This window comes from Xanthobacter pseudotagetidis, assembly GCF_043194795.2.
Lineage (GTDB): Bacteria > Pseudomonadota > Alphaproteobacteria > Rhizobiales > Xanthobacteraceae > Xanthobacter > Xanthobacter tagetidis_A.
Map to the genome: position 1 here is coordinate 1,104,809 of NZ_CM195534.1, position 14,299 is coordinate 1,119,107.

The 14,299-nt window shown below is 70.0% G+C and carries 12 protein-coding genes and 1 riboswitch; of the genes, 3 read left to right on the plus strand and 9 right to left on the minus strand.

The genetic code is table 11. The features are described 5' to 3' along the window. Positions 1–57: 57 nt before the first annotated feature. From uca to V5F67_RS05175, 6 genes are all read right to left on the minus strand, one after another. Positions 58–3,600 (minus strand): urea carboxylase, encoded by a 3,543-nt coding sequence (uca, locus tag V5F67_RS05150; RefSeq protein WP_394018545.1) that lies wholly within the window; start codon positions 3,598–3,600, stop codon positions 58–60. Between the two features lie 200 nt (positions 3,601–3,800). Then, complete coding sequence (locus V5F67_RS05155; protein ID WP_394018543.1) at positions 3,801–4,448, minus strand: urea amidolyase associated protein UAAP2; 648 nt, start codon at positions 4,446–4,448, stop codon at positions 3,801–3,803. 14 nt (positions 4,449–4,462) lie between these two features. Then, complete coding sequence (locus tag V5F67_RS05160; protein ID WP_394018541.1) at positions 4,463–5,275, minus strand: urea amidolyase associated protein UAAP1; 813 nt, start codon at positions 5,273–5,275, stop codon at positions 4,463–4,465. A 10-nt stretch (positions 5,276–5,285) separates the two neighbouring features. Continuing rightward, positions 5,286–6,122: an ABC transporter ATP-binding protein gene (locus V5F67_RS05165; protein ID WP_394018539.1), complete on the minus strand. Its 837-nt coding sequence runs from the start codon at positions 6,120–6,122 to the stop codon at positions 5,286–5,288. Next, positions 6,119–6,931, minus strand: a complete 813-nt coding sequence (locus V5F67_RS05170; RefSeq protein ID WP_394018537.1) for an ABC transporter permease — start codon at positions 6,929–6,931, stop codon at positions 6,119–6,121. The genes V5F67_RS05165 and V5F67_RS05170 overlap by 4 nt, the downstream gene beginning before the upstream one ends. Positions 6,932–7,106: 175 nt before the next feature. After that, positions 7,107–8,210: a putative urea ABC transporter substrate-binding protein gene (locus V5F67_RS05175; protein WP_394018535.1), complete on the minus strand. Its 1,104-nt coding sequence runs from the start codon at positions 8,208–8,210 to the stop codon at positions 7,107–7,109. Between the two features lie 75 nt (positions 8,211–8,285). Next, a riboswitch (guanidine-I (ykkC/yxkD leader) is annotated at positions 8,286–8,402 on the minus strand. Positions 8,403–8,613: 211 nt separating this feature from the next. Here V5F67_RS05175 and V5F67_RS05180 point away from each other — a divergent pair. Next, on the plus strand, positions 8,614–9,303 hold the full coding sequence (locus V5F67_RS05180) for an HAD hydrolase-like protein (RefSeq protein ID WP_394018533.1): 690 nt from the start codon (positions 8,614–8,616) through the stop codon (positions 9,301–9,303). 283 nt (positions 9,304–9,586) lie between these two features. On the opposite strand, the gene acs is transcribed toward V5F67_RS05180, so the two are convergent. Further along, complete coding sequence (gene acs / locus V5F67_RS05185) at positions 9,587–11,542, minus strand: acetate--CoA ligase (RefSeq protein ID WP_394018531.1); 1,956 nt, start codon at positions 11,540–11,542, stop codon at positions 9,587–9,589. A 323-nt stretch (positions 11,543–11,865) separates the two neighbouring features. On the opposite strand from acs, the gene V5F67_RS05190 reads away from it, so the two are divergent. Next, on the plus strand, positions 11,866–12,237 hold the full coding sequence (locus V5F67_RS05190) for a DUF423 domain-containing protein (protein WP_394018529.1): 372 nt from the start codon (positions 11,866–11,868) through the stop codon (positions 12,235–12,237). A gap of 387 nt (positions 12,238–12,624) precedes the next feature. Here the strand turns inward: V5F67_RS05190 and V5F67_RS05195 are convergent, their stop codons facing one another. Then, positions 12,625–13,311: a class I SAM-dependent methyltransferase gene (locus V5F67_RS05195; RefSeq protein WP_394018527.1), complete on the minus strand. Its 687-nt coding sequence runs from the start codon at positions 13,309–13,311 to the stop codon at positions 12,625–12,627. Further along, positions 13,278–13,691, minus strand: coding sequence for an EVE domain-containing protein (locus tag V5F67_RS05200; RefSeq protein WP_394018525.1), 414 nt, complete (start codon positions 13,689–13,691; stop codon positions 13,278–13,280). Before V5F67_RS05200 ends, V5F67_RS05195 begins: the two co-directional genes overlap by 34 nt. Positions 13,692–13,884: 193 nt before the next feature. Here V5F67_RS05200 and V5F67_RS05205 point away from each other — a divergent pair, with 193 nt between their 5' ends. Next, entirely contained in the window at positions 13,885–14,184 is a 300-nt protein-coding gene (locus tag V5F67_RS05205) for an antibiotic biosynthesis monooxygenase family protein (protein WP_394018523.1), read from the plus strand. Positions 14,185–14,299 lie beyond the last annotated feature (115 nt).

A 14,299-nucleotide genomic window follows, 5' to 3' on the forward strand; every position in this document is an offset into this window, starting at 1 on the left:
CTCGGGGGCGAGCTGACGGCCGCTGAGCGGCATGCCGGCTTTCATGACTCTCCTCCCTCACAAATCTTCGAGCACGGCGACCACGTCGCCGGAACGCACGGTGCGGCCGGGCGCGGCGCGGATCTCGCGGACGCGGCCGGCGGCATGGGCGGTGATGGAGATCTCCATCTTCATGCTCTCGATGATGGCGATGGTGTCGCCTGCGGCGACCACGGCTTCCTCTTCAACCAGCACCTTCCAGACATTGCCCGGCACGCTGGCCGAGACCCCGAAGCAGCCGTCCGGCACCTGGCTCTCGCCGAACGCCGCGCCGCCGTCGTCGGCGACGAAGCTGTCGAGCCCTTCCGCCTTCCAGCGCGCGCGCTCGGCCTCGAAGGCGGCCTGCTGGCGCGCCTTGCCGGCGGCGATGGCGCCGGCATTGGCGGCGAGGGTCGCGGCGTGGTCCGCATAGGAGAAGCGGCTCTCCTCGATCCGCACCGGATAGGCGCCGTGCGGGAAGGCGGCGCGCGCCTCCGCCAGCTCCTGATGGGAGACCTCGAAGAAGCGGATCTCGTCGAAGAAGCGCAGCAGCCAGGGGGTGTCGCGGAACGCGGGCGTCGATCGCCACGTGTTCCACATCTGGATGGTGCGGCCGAACAGCTGGTAGCCGCCCGGCCCCTCCATGCCGTAGATGCACATGTAGGCGCCACCGATGCCGACCGCGTTCTCCGGCGTCCAGGTGCGGGCCGGGTTGTACTTGGTGGTGACGAGGCGGTGGCGCGGGTCGATGGGGGTCGCCACCGGCGCGCCGAGATAGACGTCGCCGAGGCCGAGCACCTGGTAGCTGGCGCCGAAGATGACGTCCTTCACCGCCTGCTCGTCATCGAGCCCGTTGATGCGGCGGATGAACTCGATGTTGGACGGGCACCAGGGCGCGTTCGGCCGCACCAATTCCTGATACTTGCGCATGGCGAGCACCGCCTGCGGGTCGTTCCAGGAAAGCGGCAGGTGGACGATGCGGCTCGGCACCGTCACCTTCTCGGCTGCGGGCAGGCCCTTCTCGATCTCGGCCAGGGCAGCGAGCAGCTTTCGGCGGGGCAGGCTCGTCCCGTCATAGTGGATCTGGAGCGAGCGGATGCCGGGGGTGAGGTCGATCAGGCCGGGGAGCCTCGCCTGCTGGACCGCCTCCGCCATCAGGTGCGCGCGCAGGCGCAGGGCGATGTCGAGATGCATGTCGCCGAACTCGACGAGGAGGTTGTCGTCGCCCTGCCGGCGATAGACCACGCGCACCGGCCCGTCCTCGTGGATGGCGAGGATGGGGGAGGAGGTCTCCTCCGGCGCGCCGATGATCGTCGGGCCGGCGATGGGGTCCTCCGGCCGGGGCAGCGGGAGAAAGCGCACGCGGTCGCCGGGCTTCAATTGCCCCATCTTCCACTGCTCGTTCCGGGTGATCACCGCCGGGCAGACGAAGCCGCCCAGCGAAGGGCCGTCCGGGCCGAGGATGATGGGCATGTCGCCGGTGAAGTCGATGGCGCCCACGGCATAGGGATTGTCGTGCAGATTTGAGGGGTGGAGCCCCGCCTCGCCGCCGTCCGCGCGCGCCCAGCGGGGCGTCGGGCCGATCAGGCGCACGCCGGTGCGGGCGCTGTTGAAATGCACCTCGTAGGTGGCCGAGAACAGATCGGCGATGTCCGCGTCCTGGAAGAAGTCCGGCGCGCCGTGGGGGCCGTAGACGACGCCGATCTGCCAGTCCCGCGTCAACGCGGCGGGGGCGGGCACCTCGCTTGCCGGCGCGGTCGGACGGGCCTCCTGGGGAGCGAGGTGGAGGCAATCGCCCGCCTTCAGCGTTCCGGTGGCATGGCCGCCGAACTGGCCGAGGGCGAAGGTCGCCCGCGAGCCCAGCACCACCGGCGCCTGGAAGGCCCCGGACACCGCCAGATACGTGCGCTGGCCCGGCCCCTCGATGGCGCCGAGGGCGAGCATCTGGCCGGCGGTCACGGGGAAGGCGGCATCGTGCGGCGCCGGCGCGCCGTCGAGCCTCAAGGGCATGTGGGCGCCGGAGATCGCGACCACCGCATCGTCATGGAACCGCAGGGTCGGGCCGTTGACGGTCATCTCCAGCGCGCAGGCGGTCTCGGGATTGCCCACCAGCGCGTTGGCACGGCGGAAGGAGTGTTCGTCCATGGGGCCGGATGGCGGCACCCCCACGTGCCACAGGTTCAGCCGCCCCGGCAGTTCCTGGAGGCTCGACTGGGCGCCGGGCGCGAGGACTTCCACGCTCATAGGCCGGAACGCGAAGTCCTTCAGCGCGGTGGTGGCCACCTTGCCCGAGGCGAGGAGGTCGGAGGCGGCGATGGCGGAAAGGTACTGAAGGTTCGTCTCGATGCCGCAGATGGAGGTCTCCGCCAGCGCCTTGCGCAACGCCGCGATGGCGCCCGCCCGGTCGTCCGCCTTCACGATCACCTTGGCGAGCATGGGATCGTAGAAGGGCGTCACCTCGGTGCCGGTCTCGATCCAGCCGTCGACGCGCGCCCATGCGGGGAACTTCACTTCCGTCAGCAGGCCGGCGGAGGGCTGGAAATTGGCGTGGGGGATCTCCGCATAGACGCGCACCTCCATGGCCGCGCCCTTCGGTGCGAGCGGGCCGGCGGCGGCGATGGGGTCTTCGCCCGCCGCCTGCCGGATCATCCACTCCACGAGGTCGATGCCGAACACCGCCTCGGTGACCGGATGCTCCACCTGGAGGCGGGTGTTCACCTCCAGGAAGTAGAACTCCTCCCGCGCCGGGTCGTAGATGAACTCCACCGTGCCGGCGCTCTCATACCTGACGCTCTCGCCGAGCGTGACGGCGGCGGCATGGAGGCGGGCGCGGACGGCGTCGGAAAGGAGGGGCGCGGGGGTCTCCTCCACCACCTTCTGGTTCCGGCGCTGGAGCGAGCAGTCGCGCTCGCCGAGCGCCACCACGCGGCCCTTGCCGTCGCCGAAGATCTGCACCTCCACATGGCGCGCCTTCGCGACGAAGCGCTCCAGATAGACCCGGGCGTCGCCGAAGGAGGCGCGGGCCGTGCGCTGCACGCGCTCGAACACGTCGCGCAATTCCTCCGGCGTGTGGCAGAGCTGCATGCCGATGCCGCCGCCGCCGGCGGTGGACTTCAGCATCACCGGAAAAGTGATGGCCTGCGCCGCCGTCAGCGCCTCTTCCGCCGTGTCGATGAGGTCGGTGCCCGGCAGCAGCGGCACGCCCGAGGCCTTGGCCAGCTCGCGCGCGGTGTGCTTGAAGCCGAAGGCCTCCAGGTGCTCCGGCCGCGGGCCGATGAAGGCGATGCCCTCCTCGGCGAGGCGCCGCGCGAAGCGCACGTTCTCCGACAGGAAGCCGTAGCCGGGATGCACCGCCCCGGCCCCGGTGGCCTTGCAGGCGGCGATGACGGCGTCGACGTCGAGGTAGCTCTCGGCGGCCGGCGCCGGGCCGAGGCGCACGGCCTCGTCCGCCTCCAGCACGCCGCGGGTGAAGCGGTCGGCGTCCGAATAGACCGCCACCGAGCGCAGCCCCATGGCGCGCGCGGTGCGGATCACCCGCCGCGCGATCTCGCCGCGATTGGCGATGAGGATTTTTGAGAACATGGCCTCAATATCCTCCGGACAGGATGGCGCCCGGGGCGGCCGGGCGGTTCGTCATGCCCGGCCTCGTGCCGGCCATCCACGCCCGGTCGCGGGGCGTGGATGGCCGGGACAGGCCCGGCCATGACGCGCGCAAGGCCGCGCGCAAGGCCGCGCGCAAGGAGCGCCGCAGGGGGCGCCGATCATGATCCTGGCGCATCGGCTCAATCCTCCGCCGCGAACACGAGGACCTGGACCGGCGTTGGGTTGAAGCCGTTGCACGGATTGTTGATCTGCGGGCAGTTGGAGATGACGAGGAGCACGTCCATCTCGGCGCGCAGCTCCACATGGTCGCCGGGGCCGGAGATGCCGTCGACGATGGCGAGGTCGCCCGAGGGCTCCACCGGCACGTTCATGAAGAAGTTGATGTTGGGGACGATGTCCCGCTTCGACATGCCGTGCTTGGAGAGCTCCACCACGAAATTCTCGCGGCAGGCGTGCAGATACTTCACCTGGTGGCCGAAGCGCACGGTGTTGGCCTCGCACGAGCAGGCGCCCGCCGAGGTGTCGTGGCGCCCGCAGGTGTCGGCGATGACCGTCGCCATCACGTTGCCCTCGCACGAGATCAGCCGCGTTCCCGTGGAGACGTAGGCCGAGCCCTGGACCCTGAGCGTGTCCTGCGAGGAGTAGCGCTCGGAGACATCGTCGGCGCGGTACAGCAGCGTGTCCACCGCCTGCTGGCCCTCGAGATCGACGATGCGCACCGACTGGCCCTTCCTCACGAGGCAGGAGAAGGGAGCGTTGGCGGGAACGAAGTAATCGTGGAGCGCCAGCGCGGCATCGCGGGCGGGAGAGGCGGAAATCCGGGTCATTGGTCTTGCCTCCCTCACAGCGCGTTGTTCTGGAAGCCGCGCACGGCCTCGACGGTGGCGGTGCGGCAGAGGTCGTCCGCCGCGGGCGCGGGCGGGCGAAAGCGGATCGCCTCGACGGGATGCGGCGCATAGTCCGGCGCCGGGTCCAGCGGGTGGGGGCAGTTGGAGAAGGCGACGACGAGGTCCATCTCGGCGCGCAGGTCGACGAAGTCGCCCGTCTGGCGGGCGCCCTCGATCCAGCGGAAGCGGCCCTCCGCATCGGTGCGGACGGGGGCGAAGAAGGTCACGGCGGGCGGGATGTCGCGCTTGTCGTAGCCGAGCTTGCCCGCCGTCAGCACGAAGTTCTCGCGGGTGTTGCGCAGCGTCTTCCCGCCGTAGCGGGCGCGGTTCGAGCCGGCCGTCGAGCCGCCCACCAGGGCGTCGTGCATGCCGGTCGTGTCCTCGATGAGCGAGAACATCACCCGGCCCATGTCGGAGAACAGCACCCGGCCCTTCCCGAGCGCCGCGGTCCACTGCACCTTCACCGTGTCGGCGTAGTTCAGCCGCTCGGACCTGTCCGCCGCCGCCCAGGCGACCGTCGAGACCGCCGACGGGCCATGAGCGAGGTGGAGGCGCAGGGCTTCGCCCGCCTTCATCGGCGTCCACCAGTACCAGCCGCCGGGAATGGTCTCCGCGTGGATCACGGCGCCTTCGGGAATGGGGGCGCCGTCGCGCGGCGTCGGGCCGGGCAGGGCCCTGGGCGCGTGCGTCTGGCCGGCGGCCTTCAGCTCCTCGTAGCGGCGCCTGTTCTCTTCGATGAACTTCTGGGTTTCGACGCTGACGGTCATGGCTGTCTCCTCAAGCCGTCTTCAGCGCCGGGTCGTCCCGGCCGGTGCCCGAGGAAGTGGCCGGGTCGTCCCGGCCGGGGCTCAAGGGGGTGGTGAGGCTGCCGGCGGTGCCCGCTCCCGCGATCCGCTTCGGCCAGACCTCGATGTCCTTGGCGACGGTGGCGCCGTAGCGCGCCTTCTCCTCCGGGCGGTTGCGGCGGCGCTCGAAGGCGATGATGCGGGTGGCGAGGGTGAAGGCCTCGCGCAAATCGTGGGTCACCATCACCACGCTCATCTCGCAGGCGTTCCACAGCTTGCGCATCAGCACGTGGATGTCGGCGCGGATGCCGGGGTCGAGGGCGCCGAAGGGCTCGTCCAGCAGCAGGATCTTGGGGCGGCGCATGATCGCCTGGGCGAGCGCGAGGCGCTGCTGCATGCCGCCGGACAGGGCCGCGGGATACTTGTCCTCGGCGCCGCCCAGGCCCACCTCGGCGATCAGCGCGCGCGCCTCCTCCTCGGCCCGCCGGCGGCGGGCGCCGAACAGGCGCCCGGTGAGCGGGGCCTCGGCGAGCTCGGCGGCCAGCACCACGTTGCCCAGCACGGTCAGGTGCGGGAACACCGAATAGCGCTGGAACACGACGCCTCGGTCCGCGCCCGGCTCGGGCGCGATCGGCCTGCCGTCGATCAGCACCTCGCCGCGCGTGGCGTGCTCCTGCGAGAGCAGGATGCGCAGGAAGGTGGTCTTGCCGCAGCCGGAGGGGCCGACCAAAGCGACGAAGGAGCGGGGCGCGAAGTCGAGGCAGATGTCCTCGAGCACGATCTGGTCGCCATATTCCTTCCACAGGTGGCGGACGCTGATGGCGGTCATCTCGCGGCTCCGAACCAGGGGAAGAGCAGGCGCCGCGCCCTGACCAAGGCGAAGTCCATGAGGACGGCGAGCAGCGTGATCCAGGCGACGTAGGGCAGGATCACGTCCATGGCGAGATAGCGCCGCACCAGGAAGATGCGGTAGCCGAGGCCGCTGTCGGAGGCGATCGCCTCGGCGGCGATCAGGAACAGGAAGGCCGGCCCGAGCGAGAGGCGCAGCGCGTCCATGAGGCGGGGCGCGATCTGCGGCAGCACCACCCGGAGCGCGATCAGCCAGGAGGAGGCGCCCATGGTCTGGGCCTTGATCATCTGCTCGCCCGGCAGCTCCTCCACCCGCATGGCGAGGTCGCGGATGAGGAACGGCGTGATGCCGATGGCGATGAGGGCGATCTTCGATTCCTCGCCGAGGCCCATGACGATGAACAGGATCGGCAGCAGCGCCAGCGGCGGCACCATGGAGACCATGCCGACGAACGGCGCGAGGAAGGCCCGCACCGTGGGCAGCATGCCGATGAGCACGCCGATGACGAGGGCGACGGCGGTGGATATGGCGAGCGCGGCGAAGAGCCGCCAGAGGCTCGCCGCGGTGTCCGACCACAGCAGATAGTCGCCGGTGCGGTTGTCGGCGGTGAAGGCCATCTTGACGATGGCGTCGCCGATGGTGCCGAGGCTCGGCAGCAGCTTGTCGTCGGGGTTCAGCGCGAGGCGCTCGGCCGAGCCCAGCACGTAGGCCAGGATCACCAGCGCGAACGGCAGGATGGCGAGGACCAGCGCCGTTCCCCGGTCCGGCCTGACATTGATGAGGCGCATCCGCGCTGCTCCTGTTGGTTGCGTCCTGATCGGCGGCTCCGCCGCCTTCCCGCCGCCATGCCCCGGCCTGTCCGGGGCATCCATCGCCCGGAGGGGGCGTCCCGTGGGTCCTCCGGTCAAGCCGGAGGACGACGGTGGTGGGGGCGAAAGGAAAGAGGGCGGCCGAGGTGCTCCTTCAGAGCTTGCCGTCGGCGGCCATGCCCATGTAGGCGTCGGTGAAGCGGAACTTCACGTTCTTGGCGTCGCCCAGAATCTTGCCGCCGACAAGCTCGATGCCCACCGCGTCGGCCGACTTGGCGCCCGCGCCCAGCAGCTCCTTGGCGAACAGGAACTTGCGGACCAGGTCCATGGTGGTGCCCACCGCCGGCGAGCGCACGAACGCCACCGCCTCGGCCGGCTTGGCGAACAGCTTGGTGGCGGCGAGCTGGGCCTCGAAGCCGGCGCGGTCGGTGCCGGACGCCTTGCCCATGGCCTCGCGCGCCGCCTTGCCCTCGGGGGTGTCGGCGGTGAACAAGGCGGTCGTCTCGTACCAGATCCCGGCGAGCGCCTTGCCGAAGTCGGGATTGTCCTTGAGCGTCTGCGTGTTGGCGACCATGAGGTCCATGATCTCGCCGGGGATCTTGGAGCTGTCGAAGACGTTGTGGGCGGCCTTGTCGCCGAGGATCTCCGAGACCAGCGGGTTCCAGGTCACCACCGCGGTCACGTCCTTGGTCGTGAAGGCGGCCACCATGTCGGCGTCGGAGGTGTTGACGACCTTCACGTCGCGCTCGCGCAGCTTCACGGAATCGAGCGCGCGGGCGAGCAGATAGTGGGACACAGAGAACTCGACCAGGTTGACCTTCTGGCCCTTGATGGCGGCGAGGTCCTTCTTGCCCTTCAGGATCACCGCGTCGTTGCCGTTGGAGAAGTCGCCGACGATCACGGCGGTGGTGTCGACGCCGCCGGCGGCGGGCACCGAGAGCGCGTCCATGTTGGTGACGGTGAGGGCGTCGAAGGCGCCGGCGGTGTACTGGTTGATGCTCTCCACGTAGTCGTTGAACTGCACCACGTCGATCTTGATGCCGTACTTGTCGGCCCACTTCTTGACGATGCCGGCGTCGGCGGCGTAGCCCCACGGCATCCAGCCCACATAGATCGACCAGGCGACCTTGAACTCCTTCTTCGGCGCGGCGAGCGCCGGCTGGGTGGAGAGCGCGAGGCCGGTGAGCGCGGCGGCGCCGAGCAGGGCGGCGGCGGCGCGCCTGAGGCGGATGGCTGGGAACGAGAACGGAGTGCGCATAAAATTCCCCTTCGGTTCGTGTCGAACGATTGGGAATTGGCGAGACCTAGTGCCGCCAATTCCTTGGCCACTGAGGTCTCCCGGGCTTTTGTCCCGCCGTGCACCCGCGCCGGATGTCTCCCGCCGCGGTGGCAGCTCTCGGACCAGCGCACCCCCGATCATGGGGATGCCGGAACCCTAGCCACCAACTCGACGAACCTTTGTGCAACGGCCATGCCAATTGTAGTCCTTATATTTTTCAATGGTTTGATGTGGCCACACGTCGCAGCGCTGCCGGGGTCATGAACATGCCGATGAAAAATTGAGCAGTTTGCCGCATAAATTTCAGTATTGCATGCAGTTGCGCGCTTGTCCCCGCGATGCGAAGCCGCCATCTTGCCGACCTATGGAGATCGTCACCGCCTTGCCGCCGAAACCGGTCTACCGGCTCGTCATCTTCGATTTCGACGGGACGCTCGCGGACACCTTCCCCTGGTTCACCTCGGTGGTGAATCCGACTGCGGATCGATTCCGCTTCCGCCGCGCCGTGCCGGAGGAGACGCACTTCATGCGCGGGCTCGACGCGCGCGAGCTGCTCGAATATCTCGCCATCGCCCGCTGGAAGGTGCCGCTGATCGCGCGCCACCTGAGGAAGCGCGCCGAGCGCGAGAAGGACACCTTCCGCCTGTTTCCCGGCGCCGAGGCGATCGTCGCCGCGCTGTCCGACGCGGCGGTGAAGGTGGCGGTGGTCTCGTCCAACGGCGAGGAAACCGTGCGCCACGTCCTGGGGCCGGAAATCTCGGCGCGCGTGGACCAGTTCGCCTGCGGCGCGGCGCTGTTCGGCAAGGCGCGCAAGTTCGCCCGCGTGCTGGCGCAGCAGGGCGTCGCGCCGCGCGAGGCGCTGTGCATCGGCGACGAGACCCGCGACATCACCGCCGCCCGGCGCGCCGGCATCGCCTGCGGCGCGGTGTCCTGGGGCTACATGCGCCGCGACGTGCTGGAGGCGGCGCGGCCCGACCACCTGTTCGACGCCATGGAGGAGATTCCCTTCGCGGTCCTCCCTCCGCGCTCCGGGGCGTCCGCGCCGGCCGGCGCGGCGCAGCACATGAGCTGAGCCCCGGGCGTCTGCGGCCCTCGCGCCCGCGCTCCGCCGTCACGCCCCGCCATCACGCCCGACCGTCATGCCCGGCCTCGTGCCGGGCATCCACGCATCGCGACCAGGAATGCGCGCCGGGGCATCGGCGCGGCGTGGATGGCCGGGACGAGCCCGGCCATGACCGTTCCGCAGGCCGCCAGGATCCTCATGTCCGGCGGTGCATCCGCTTCCGACGGAGTGCCCAGAAAAGAAAAGGCCGGCGCGCAGAGCGCGCCGGCCTTGGTCCTCGGGCGCTTCCGCCTCAGGCGGCGGTGCGCTTGTTCTGGCGGTTGTTGATCAGGTCGTCGACGACGCCGGGATCGGCCAGCGTCGAGGTGTCGCCCAGGCTCTCGAACTGGTCCTCGGCGATCTTGCGCAGGATGCGGCGCATGATCTTGCCCGAGCGCGTCTTGGGCAGGCCGGGCGCGAACTGGATCAGGTCTGGCGAGGCGATGGGGCCGATCTCCTTGCGCACCCAGGCGACCAGCTCCTTGCGCAGCTCCTCGGTGGGCTCCATGCCGTCCATGAGGGTCACATAGGCGTAGATGCCCTGGCCCTTGATGTCGTGCGGGAAGCCCACCACGGCCGCCTCCGACACCTTGGGATGCGCCACCAGCGCGCTCTCCACCTCGGCGGTGCCCATGCGGTGGCCGGAGACGTTGATCACGTCGTCCACGCGCCCGGTGATCCAGTAGAAGCCGTCGGCGTCGCGCCGGCAGCCGTCGCCGGTGAAGTACTTGCCGGGATAGGTGGAGAAGTAGGTCTGCTCGAAGCGCTCATGGTCGCCGTAGACGGTGCGCATCTGGCCGGGCCACGAGTCGGCGATCACGAGGTTGCCCTCGCAGGCGCCGGCGAGCACCTTGCCTTCCGCGTCCACCACCTCGGGCATCACGCCGAAGAACGGCAGCGTGGCCGAGCCGGGCTTCAGCTTGATGGCGCCGGGCAGGGGGGTGATGAGGATGCCGCCGGTCTCGGTCTGCCACCAGGTGTCGACGATCGGGCAGCGGTCCTCGCCCACCACGCGGTGGTACCACTCCCAGGCTTCCGGGTTGATGGGCTCGCCCACCGAGCCGAGCAGGCGCAGCGAGGCGCGCGAGGTCTTCTTCACCGGCTCCTCGCCCGCCTGCATCAGCGAGCGGATGGCGGTGGGGGCGGTGTAGAAGATGTTGACCTGGTGCTTGTCGATCACCTCCCAGAAGCGGGAGACGCTGGGATAGTTGGGCACGCCCTCGAACATCAGCGTCGTCGCGCCGTTGGCGAGCGGGCCGTAGAGAATGTACGAGTGGCCGGTCACCCAGCCCACGTCCGCGGTGCACCAGTAGATCTCGCCGGGGTGATAGTCGAACACGTACTGGTGCGTCATGGACGCATAGACGAGATAGCCGCCGGTGGTGTGCAGCACGCCCTTCGGCTTGCCGGTGGAGCCGGAGGTGTAGAGGATGAACAGCGGGTCTTCCGCGTTCATGTGCTCGGCCGGGCACTCGTCGGTCACCAGCGCCGCCGCCTCGTCGTAATAGACGTCGCGGCCGGGGGTCATGTCCACCTTGCCGCCGGTGCGGCGCACGACGATCACGTGGTCCACGCTGTCGGCCGGCAGGAGGTCGATGGCGGCGTCCACATTGGCCTTCAGCGGCACCTTGCGACCGCCGCGCAGGCCCTCGTCGGCGGTGACGATGCACTTCGAGCCGCAGTCGGAGACGCGGCCCGAGAGGCTGTCCGGCGAGAAGCCGCCGAACACCACGGAATGGATCGCGCCGAGCCGCGCGCAGGCGAGCATGGCATAGGCCGCCTCGGGGATCATCGGCAGATAGATGGTGACGCGGTCGCCCTTCTCCACGCCGCGGTTGCGCAGCACGTTGGCGAACCTGTTCACCTCGGCAGAAAGCTCACGATAGGTGATCTTCTTGGATTCGGAGGGATCGTCGCCTTCCCAGATGATCGCCACCTGGTCGCCGCGCGCGTCGAGGTGCCGGTCGACGCAATTGTAGGCGACGTTGGTGATGCCGTCCTCGAACCACTTGATGGAGACGTGGCCGGGATCGTACGAGGTGTTTTTCACCTTGGTGTAGGGATGGAACCAGTCGATCCTCTTGCCGTGCTCGGCCCAGAAGGCGTTCGGGTCCTTGACCGAGGCCGCGTACATGGCCTTGTACTTGGCATCGTCCACATAGGCCTTGTGCGCCCACGCAGCCGGAACGTCATACACCTTGTCGGACATGGCCTTTGCCTCCCTGACACGGGCTTGAGCCCGTACGTTCACTCGCACAGCTTCAGCCGCGCATTCTTGCGGCGGATTATGGTGAGGACCCCGCCCCTCCACAAGGCACCGCAAGGCAGACTTTGGGTTTATAGCCCTTCGTCGGCCCGCGCGCGCCGGCGGTGCGCGGGTGCTCCGCCATGCCGCAGGGGCGCCCGGTTCCCTCGCCGGCCCTGCGGCCTGTAGAGGAGAGGTCCCGGTCTGTCGTCATCGCCGGTCTCCGCGGGCGCATCCGCCGCCCGCGCCGCCGGACTGCTCCCCCCCCCCGTCAGCGAGGCTTCGCCATGGACCTCTTCAGCCGCCTTCTCCTCCTGGTCGCCGGCCTGATGGGCGCGGCGGGCGTCGCCGCAGCGGCGGCCGCGGCCCATGTGGGCGGCGGGGAGAACCTCGCCACCGCGTCGCACTTCCTGCTGTTCGATGCCGCCGCTGTGGCGGGCCTTGTCGCCGTGGCGCTCCAACTCGGGCGGGGGCGCGCAGCGCTCTCCATCGCCGCCGGCCTGATCACGGTCGGCGGGCTTCTATTCTCCGGCGACCTTGCCGCCCGCGCCTTGATGGAGGTCAAGCTGCTGGGCGGCAGCGCGCCGTTCGGCGGCTCGCTGATGATCGTCGGCTGGCTGGTGGCGGCGGTCGCCGCGCTGTTCGCGAAGAAGGCGTGAGGACGGCGCCCGCGCGAGCAGGGGCCCTCCGGTCGAGCCGGAGGGCGGCGGTGGGATCATGGCCCACGGCGGCGCGCCTCACCGCCGTCATGCGCCGGCTTGGCGCAGCTGTTCCACCTCCCAGCCTCGCGCCTGGCCGCAGGATGGGCCCTCCGATCGAGTCGGAGGGCGACGGCAGCGACAGGGGGGCGGCGGAAGGGAAACGGCGGCGACAGGGGCGCCGGGGCGCCGGGGCGCAAAACCGAACCGCCGTCATGCTCCGGCTTGACCGGAGCATCCATCGCCTGGACCTGCGCCCGGGGCGCGGCGTCCATAGGCCCTCCGATCAAGTCGGAGGGCGACGGCGGGGTGGGGCCTTCGCGGCCCCGAAGATCCGCCGTCCGGCCCTCAGGCCAGCGGCCGCCAGACGCTGGTGCGCTTGATCTCCATGTCCTCCAGCTCGCGCGTTACCGGAACGCTGTATTCGGCGAGCTTCTCCAGGCGATCCTTCGGCAGGTAGGTGCGCCCGGGATCGCCCACCAGCACCACGGCGCCGCGCGCCGCGAGCGCGAGCAGCCAGGCGAACACGCCCTCCGCCAGGTCGCGCTCATAGGCGATGTCGCCGGCCAGGACCACGTCCCAGCCCTCGTCCGCGCCGATCAGGGCGTCGCCCCGCGGCGCGGGGGCGACGCCGTTGGCCGCGCCGTTGAGGGCGATCGCCGCCAGCGCGAACGGGTCGATGTCGGCGCAGTCCGCGCCCAGCGCCCCCGCCTTCATGGCGGCGATCCCCACGAGGCCCGAGCCGGAGGCGAAATCCAGCACCCGCCGGCCGGCCACGAGGCCGGGATGGTCCAGCACGTGGCGCGCGAGCGCCTGCCCGCCGGCCCAGGCGAAGGCCCAGAAGGGCGGCGGCAGGCCCATCTCGCCCAGCTCCTCCTCGGTGCGGTGCCAGATCGGCACCGCCTCGTCGGCGACGTGGAGCGAGATTTCCGGCACCAGCGGGATCGGGCGCAGGCGCGTCTCGGCGCGGATGAAGGCGGCAGGGTCGGCGATGGCGCGGCTCAAAGGCCGCCCATCGCGCAGACGATGTCCCATTCCGCGTCGGTCACCGGCTGCACCGAGAGGCGGGAATATTTGAGCAGCGCCATGTCGTGGAGGCGCGGCTCGGCCTTGATGGCGGCGAGCGTCACCGGCGTCTTCAGCGGCCTCACCGCCTTCAGGTCCACCATCACGAACCTGGCCGTCGCGTCCGACGGGTCGGGATAGGCCTCCTTGATGACCTCGACGATGCCGACGATCTCCTTGCCCTCGTTGGAATGGTAGAAGAAGCCCCTGTCGCCCTTCTTCATGGCCATCAGCTGCTGCTTGGCGAGGTGGTTGCGCACGCCGTCCCAGTGGGTGCCCTTGGCGCCCGCCTTCACCTGCATGTCCCAGGACCATTTGAAGGGTTCGGACTTGTAGAGCCAGTGGGCCATGGCGCGCTCGCGTCATTAAAGGGTGAAGGGGCAATGGAGGCGGCCGGGCGGCCGGATCGCAAGGCCTTCGTCTTGCCGGCTTCGGTGAGGCTTGGCAAGGGCGGGGGAGGGCGCGCCATTCCCCGCCTTGCCTCGCCACCGGGCGGGGCTATGGTGCCGGCGCGCCGGAGGACGGGCGCCAGGGAGAAGACGCATGGTCTATGAGAGAGCCGTGATCGAGGTGAAGCCGGGCAGCGAGGCGGCCTTCGAGGCCGCCGTGAAGGAGGCCGCTCCTTATTTCCAGAAGTCGCGCGGCTGCTCGGGCCTCGCGCTCCAGCGCTCGGTGGAGAACCCCACCCGCTACGTGCTGGAGGTGAAGTGGGACACGGTCGAGGATCACACCGTCCATTTCCGCGGCGCGCCCGAATTCCAGGAATGGCGCCGCCTCGCCAGCCCGCATTTCGCCAGCCCGCCCCAGGTGGAGCACTTCTCCGAGGCGCTCACCTGCTTCTGAGCGGGCCACCCGCTTGCCCGCCGGCCCGTTGCGCTCGCTCAATGCGGCGCCGGCCGGCGTGGCTTAGCCATCTTCCGACCGGCGCCGCGGCGGTGCCGCGCGGCGGGAGCGGCGG

What these genes read in the sequence shown, in the direction of transcription:
- V5F67_RS05165 (WP_394018539.1), bottom strand. Translation starts at nt 6,122, where the DNA reads ATGACCGCCATCAGCGTCCGCCACCTGTGGAAGGAATATGGCGACCAG.
- acs (WP_394018531.1), bottom strand. Translation starts at nt 11,542, where the DNA reads ATGTCCGACAAGGTGTATGACGTTCCGGCTGCGTGGGCGCACAAGGCC.
- uca (WP_394018545.1), bottom strand. Translation starts at nt 3,600, where the DNA reads ATGTTCTCAAAAATCCTCATCGCCAATCGCGGCGAGATCGCGCGGCGG.
- V5F67_RS05175 (WP_394018535.1), bottom strand. Translation starts at nt 8,210, where the DNA reads ATGCGCACTCCGTTCTCGTTCCCAGCCATCCGCCTCAGGCGCGCCGCC.
- V5F67_RS05190 (WP_394018529.1), top strand. Translation starts at nt 11,866, where the DNA reads ATGGACCTCTTCAGCCGCCTTCTCCTCCTGGTCGCCGGCCTGATGGGC.
- V5F67_RS05160 (WP_394018541.1), bottom strand. Translation starts at nt 5,275, where the DNA reads ATGACCGTCAGCGTCGAAACCCAGAAGTTCATCGAAGAGAACAGGCGC.
- V5F67_RS05170 (WP_394018537.1), bottom strand. Translation starts at nt 6,931, where the DNA reads ATGCGCCTCATCAATGTCAGGCCGGACCGGGGAACGGCGCTGGTCCTC.
- V5F67_RS05195 (WP_394018527.1), bottom strand. Translation starts at nt 13,311, where the DNA reads ATGGGACATCGTCTGCGCGATGGGCGGCCTTTGAGCCGCGCCATCGCC.
- V5F67_RS05155 (WP_394018543.1), bottom strand. Translation starts at nt 4,448, where the DNA reads ATGACCCGGATTTCCGCCTCTCCCGCCCGCGATGCCGCGCTGGCGCTC.
- V5F67_RS05205 (WP_394018523.1), top strand. Translation starts at nt 13,885, where the DNA reads ATGGTCTATGAGAGAGCCGTGATCGAGGTGAAGCCGGGCAGCGAGGCG.
- V5F67_RS05200 (WP_394018525.1), bottom strand. Translation starts at nt 13,691, where the DNA reads ATGGCCCACTGGCTCTACAAGTCCGAACCCTTCAAATGGTCCTGGGAC.